Genomic DNA, 6,000 nt, shown 5'->3' on the forward strand with positions numbered 1-6,000 from the left:
ATGGCGGGAACCAAATGGGAGTGCACCAAATGAACACCACCGAGCCCGCGTCCCCCAAGCTCCGCTTGCTGCGCTACCTTGCCTACGCTTTTCTGCTGCTTCTTATCCTGATCACCCTGCTGCTGTGGCAAACCCCCCGTCTGGTCCAGCGCTATCTGCCCGGCTGGCTGGCCGAGCACTACGGCCTGCAACTGACGCTGGGGGAGATTGACGTAGGGCTGCGCACCCCATCTCTCACCCTCGGCGCGACCGCCCTGCTCGATGCCAAACAGCAGCCCATCATCGGTTTTGAGCAGCTCTTTATCACCCCCGACCTGCAAGCCAGCTGGCAGCAGAAAGGGGTCGTGCTTTCCGCCGTCACCCTGACCAAACCCATGGTGCTGCTGCAACGGCTGACAGACAAAAAAGGGGATGTTCGACTCAATCTGACCGATGCGCTGGCCCCCCTGCTCACCCCTGCCCCCTCCCCCGAGCCCGAAACAGCCAGCGCCCCGCTATTGGTCGATATTGCCAGCATCGCAGTCACTGACGGCCATGTGCGCTATCAGGATCAACGCAAGGAGAGCGAACCCGGCTGGTTGCCGCCTCTCAATCTGGAGAAAGTGACCCTCAAGCTCGATAACCTGCGCACCGAGGCAAATCACCCGACCGCCTATCAGCTGAACGCCGCCATCAACGGCAAAAGCAGCCTCGCTGCCCACGGCAAACTCGATGTGATGAGCGGCATGGGTCAGGGTAAGGTGAGCCTCAAACAGGTCGACCTGAAACCCTTCGCCCCGCTCTGGACACCCTATCTCAAGCTGGATCTGGCCAAGGGCCACGCCAATGCAGAGGTGGAGTACCAGCTTAAAGAGGGCAAGCAAGGGGTACTGTGGCAATTGTCCAAAGGCAAGCTGACGCTGGACAACTGGCAGCTTAAAAAACACAAGGGCGACGAATTTGCCCGCTTCGGCCAGCTGGCGCTTAGCGATCTGGCTGTCGATGGCCAGAAACAGTCGCTCCAGATCGGCAAGGTAACCCTGCAACAGCCCCTGCTCAAGGCCACCCTCAACCCACAGCAGGAGCTTGATCTGGCTGACTTGCTGATTGAACAAGCTCCCGCCAAGCCCGTCAAAGGAGCCGACACCGCAAACGAGGTGGCCAGCAATGCGGCGCCCAAATCGGCACAACAAGCAAAGACAGCCGGTAACGGCAAGAAACAGGTGCCAGACAAACCCTGGCAGTGGCAGATCAAGCAGATCCTTATCGACAAGGGCGATCTCACCCTCACCGAATCGAGCAGCGGCAAACCGCAGGCACGCCAGCTCTCCGGCCTCAAGCTGGCGCTGGGGCCACTGGGCAGCAAGGGGGAGCAACCGAGCAAACTGACTCTGGCCACCCAGTTCAACCAGAGCAGCCCCCTCGCCTTTGATGGCCAACTGACCCTGACTCCTTTCACCTTAAGCGGCGACATCAACCAGCAGGGGCTGCCCCTGACGCTGGCACAGCCCTATCTGGCCGATCTGGTGCGTATCAAGGTGCAAAACGGGCTGCTGAGCAGCAAGACCCGCCTTGATCTCGCCACCACCGCCCAGGGAGATCTGAGCAAGCTGAGCCTGCAGGGGGGGCTCGATGTCAACGGGCTCAAAGTAGTCGATCGGGCAGACAATCAGCGGCTGCTGGAGTTCAACACCCTGGCTCTCACCGGTCTGACGTACGACGGCATCAGCCAGCAGATGCGGATCAAGGACATTGCTCTGAACAAGCCCTTCGCCCGCATCGAGATCAACGAAGATGGCACCACCAACCTGCAACAGCTGCTGTTGCCACAACCGGCGGCAGCAAAAAGTACTGAAGCAAAGGCAGGCAGCAAGGCTCCCGACTTTCGTTTCACCATTGACCAGCTGCGCACCGAGCAGGGCAACCTGCGCTTTGCCGACCGCAGCCTGAGCCAAGATTTTGTGGCCGATATCGCCTCGCTGGGCGGCCAGAGCCGTCATATCAGCAATATTCCGGGGCAACGCTCCGATCTCGCCTTCAACGGCAAGGTGGATCGCTATGCGCCAGTGACCATTCGCGGCGGTACCAACCTGCTGGTCGCCAACCCTATCCTCGACATCGCGGTCGCCTTCCACAACCTAGAGCTCACCACCTTTACCCCTTATTCGGGCACCTATGCGGGTTATGCCATCGACAAGGGGCAGCTCTCCATGAAGCTGCACTACAAGCTGGAGGGCAACCGGCTGGAGGGAGATAACGACATCACCATCAAGAAGCTGCAACTGGGCGAGAAGATCAAGAGCGATCAGGCCAAGGATCTGCCGCTGGGGCTGGCCATCGCCCTGCTGAGCGATGCCAACGGGGTGATACAGATGAACCTCAAGGTGAAGGGCGATCTCGATCAACCGGACTTCAGCATCGGCAATATCTTCTGGGATGTGCTGGGCAACACCCTGAGCAAGGCGATCACCTCCCCCTTCTCCCTGCTCGCCTCGCTGGCCGATGGCACCGAAGATCTCGACGAACTTCCCTTCCTGCCGGGGGATCCCGATCTCACCCCCACCCAGCAGGAGAAACTGGTCAAGCTGGCGCAGGCCCTCAAGGATAGACCCAAGCTCAGCATGAACATTCGCGGCAAGGTCAACTTCAACGAGGAGCGCCCCATCCTGCAACGGCAAAAGCTGGAGCGGGTACTGGCCAAGCTCACCGGCAATCAGGCGGATCTCGACCTGCTGGAACAGGACTCAGCCCTGCAAGAGGCGCTGGCCCAGGCCTATGAAGAGCGCTTTGGCGAAGATCTGGATGATCTGGCGGACCGCCTCCATCTGGATGAAGAGAGCGCGGCACTGCGGGCCCAGGCGGTGATCCTGCTGCGGGATCAGCAGCTCATCACCGCCAAATCCCTGCGCAATCTCGCCATGCGCCGGGCGCAAAATACCAAGGAGTTTCTGGTCGACAGCCAGGGGATCGCCCCGGAGCGGCTGTTCGTGCTCGACAGCCAGGTCAAGGAAGAGGACAAGGAAGCCAAAGTGATCCTGACACTGGATCAGTGACGCCGCCGCACTTCGTAAAAAGCGTAATAAAAATACAACCCCTCAACTATTTTGACACCTTTTGCTCACCAAACAGCCTGCCTTGGTGAGCATTTGGCCTCTGATGCAAATAATCACGTAGTTTTTTTACGATTTACCCCCCTTGCCCCCTTGCGGGCGCGCCACAGCCTGCCTAAAATCGCGCGTCTTTTGTTAACCCCCACCTCTATTTTTGGAGAACGCCACGTGAGCGAAAAATTGGCCAACCCTGCCCCTCTGGGTCTGATGGGTTTCGGTATGACCACCATCCTGCTGAACATCCATAACGCAGGTTTCTTCCCCATCAGCGCCATGATCCTGGCCATGGGCCTGTGCTACGGCGGCATCGCCCAGATCATCGCTGGCATCATGGAGTACAAGCGTGGCAACACCTTCGGTGTGACCGCGTTCACCTCCTACGGCCTGTTCTGGCTGAGCTTGGTTGTCCTGCTCGTCATGCCGACCATGGGTCTGGCAGAAGCGACTCCGCACGCCTACATGGGTTGGTATCTGCTGATGTGGGGCATGTTCACCCTGTTCATGCTGGTTGGCACCATCAACTACCCGCGCGCCAAGCAGTTCGTGTTCGCCTCCCTGACCGTGCTGTTCTTCCTGCTGGCCGCCCGTGACTTCACCGGCAGCACCCTGATCGGCACCATCGCCGGTTTCGAAGGCATCATCTGTGGCGCCAGCGCCATCTACCTGGCCATGGCCACCGTGATCAACGAGCAGTTCGGCCGCACCGTGATGCCGATCGGCGATCACAAGAAAGCCGCCGCCGTACAGCTGAAAGCCGCTGCCTGATAGGCAAGCCACTCAGATTGTGAAAAGGGCACCCTCGGGTGCCTTTTTGCTATTTCGCAAAGCTGACGTTCCTGCGCACACATTTTCCCTTTTCAGCCCTACATCCGGATATCCGTCTCTAGCTATTCGGCACTCCTGACACACCCATTTGTGGATATATCCATCAACTAAATAAGGCTCTCACGGGCCACCACAAGGGATGCAGTGTGTTTTTTAGTATGAGGGCGTATAGCCACTGCCTTTTTTAGGAACTGATCCACCTAATACTATCAAGTTATTTTAAAGCATCCCGGTTCAATACTTTTTTATCTGCCATCAAAAGGTCATTCACCTTGCTCGACCAAACAGGTTCATATTCTTTATTTTCATTTTTTTTGATAGACCATACAAAGCCATGTTTATCAAAATCTTCCTTGTCGATTGTTGTCCCCGGTTGTGGAGTTAAAATCTTCACATTCAATTTATTAGCAGCATTTATCACTCGCTCTATGGGTTCTGACCACCCATGTGGAGCCATATTGTAAGCAGCCCAATGAACAGGTAATAAATATTTCCCTCGCAATATTTTATGAGCTATAACGGCTTGCTCTGGTCCTAGGTGTGTATCATGCCACATGGCACTATATGAGCCAGCCTCCATTAATGTTAGATCAAATGGGCCATACTTTTCACCAATAGTGTTAAACTCCCGATGCATCCCCGTGTCACCACTATAAAAGATTGAATTATTACTATCCTTTATGACCCAACTCGACCACAAGGTGTGATTAGATCTTGATAAACGGCCAGAGTAATGGCGTGCCGGTGTTGAAGCAATAAAAACCCCATCAATGACTTTTTCTTCCCACCAATCAAATTCAATCACTTGAGCTTCTGGCACCCCCCATTTCATGAGAATGCTCTTGATTCCTAATGGAACAACCCATTTTGTTTTTTTACTTCTAAAGTAGTTCGCTACCTCATAGTCTAGATGGTCATAGTGATCATGCGATATAACGATAAGATCAACTGGAGGTAGCGCATCTAGCCTCATGGAAGGAGAATAAAATCTTTTTGGCCCCAGAGCCTTAAATGGAGATGCTCGTTCAGACCATGTCGGGTCAATAAGGACTCGACTCTTTTTGAACTCCAATAATACATTTGAATGCCCAAACCATGTAACTCTCAAACCTGACGATGGTAACGCAACCAAATCTTTGCCATTGCGAATACCATAATCAATAGGCTCCTCAGGAGTTCTAACCTCCTTATTATTAAATAGAAGGTGATACAAGCGTTCTATCGATGAGCTATCATCCTCCTTCATCTCATCAATGTTCTCAAATCCCTTTCCATTCCAATGTTCTGAGTTAATGACTTTCAGGTTATCTTTTGGAGCATCAGTGTCGCCGATAACAATATAGACGGATGTATATATCGACAAGACGACAATGAATATCATGGATAGCAATGCTAAAATAACTTTCACAAAAGCACCTCTAAATAAAAGCAAGTTGAATCTTTTAATATAACAGCAGATTGCATCAACAGGATTAAATTAAACTATTCATGGAAGATAGAATAGACTCAAGACCATTTGTAAAAATTGACTCAGGGATTAACATGGTTAATCCCTGACTACAGGTAGCTACATTAAAAATGTGAGAGTGATGATAAATAAACTTAACTTCGAATTACAGATATTACACTGTTTCTATCTTCCGGTTTTTGTGGACCTATCAATATTGAGTTTTTAACCATTCGATCAATCAAAATAAATTGATCTTCAGTCTGAGCGTGGATCATCGCGATCGGCTTGTCAGCATCGACGCTTTGACCCAGGCGGATAAAGTCGGTCAGACCGACCGCATAATCAAGTTTGTCACCGGCAGCGCGGCGACCACCGCCCATCGCTACCACGGCCAGCCCCAGCTCGCGGGTATCCATGGCGGTCACGAAGCCGCTGTTGGCCGCGAAAACCGGGCGTACGATGGCTGCCTTGGGCAGGTAAGCGTCGTAACGCTCCATAAAATCGGCCGGGCCACCGAGACCTGTCACCATGCGACCGAAGATCTCGGCCGCCTTGCCGTTATCCAGCACCGCCTGCAGCTTGGCACGGGCATCGCGCTCATCGCTGGCCAGACCGGCGGAGATCAGCATCTCGGCG

The 6,000-nt window shown here is 53.9% G+C and carries 3 protein-coding genes and 1 pseudogene; 2 read left to right on the top strand and 2 right to left on the bottom strand.

Annotated features, from left to right (window positions below; all coding sequences use genetic code 11):
• Nucleotides 1-29 precede the first annotated feature (29 nt).
• Both AACT07_RS09365 and AACT07_RS09370 read left to right on the top strand, forming a co-directional pair.
• Nucleotides 30-3,032 carry a DUF748 domain-containing protein gene (locus AACT07_RS09365; protein ID WP_069527395.1) on the top strand — a complete coding sequence of 1,001 codons (3,003 nt, stop codon included), beginning with the start codon at nucleotides 30-32 and terminating at the stop codon, nucleotides 3,030-3,032.
• Nucleotides 3,033-3,257: 225 nt separating this feature from the next.
• Entirely contained in the window at nucleotides 3,258-3,854 is a 597-nt protein-coding gene (locus AACT07_RS09370) for an acetate uptake transporter (RefSeq protein WP_021230311.1), read from the top strand.
• A 274-nt stretch (nucleotides 3,855-4,128) separates the two neighbouring features.
• On the opposite strand, the gene AACT07_RS09375 is transcribed toward AACT07_RS09370, so the two are convergent.
• Both AACT07_RS09375 and AACT07_RS09380 read right to left on the bottom strand, forming a co-directional pair.
• Complete coding sequence (locus tag AACT07_RS09375) at nucleotides 4,129-5,322, bottom strand: MBL fold metallo-hydrolase (RefSeq protein ID WP_139123781.1); 1,194 nt, start codon at nucleotides 5,320-5,322, stop codon at nucleotides 4,129-4,131.
• 194 nt (nucleotides 5,323-5,516) lie between these two features.
• Nucleotides 5,517-6,000: pseudogene (locus tag AACT07_RS09380) on the bottom strand (thymidine phosphorylase); the annotation flags it as partial.

Origin of the sequence: Aeromonas sp. ANP5, from assembly GCF_963870295.1 — a bacterium.
Classification (GTDB): Bacteria; Pseudomonadota; Gammaproteobacteria; order Enterobacterales; family Aeromonadaceae; genus Aeromonas; species Aeromonas veronii.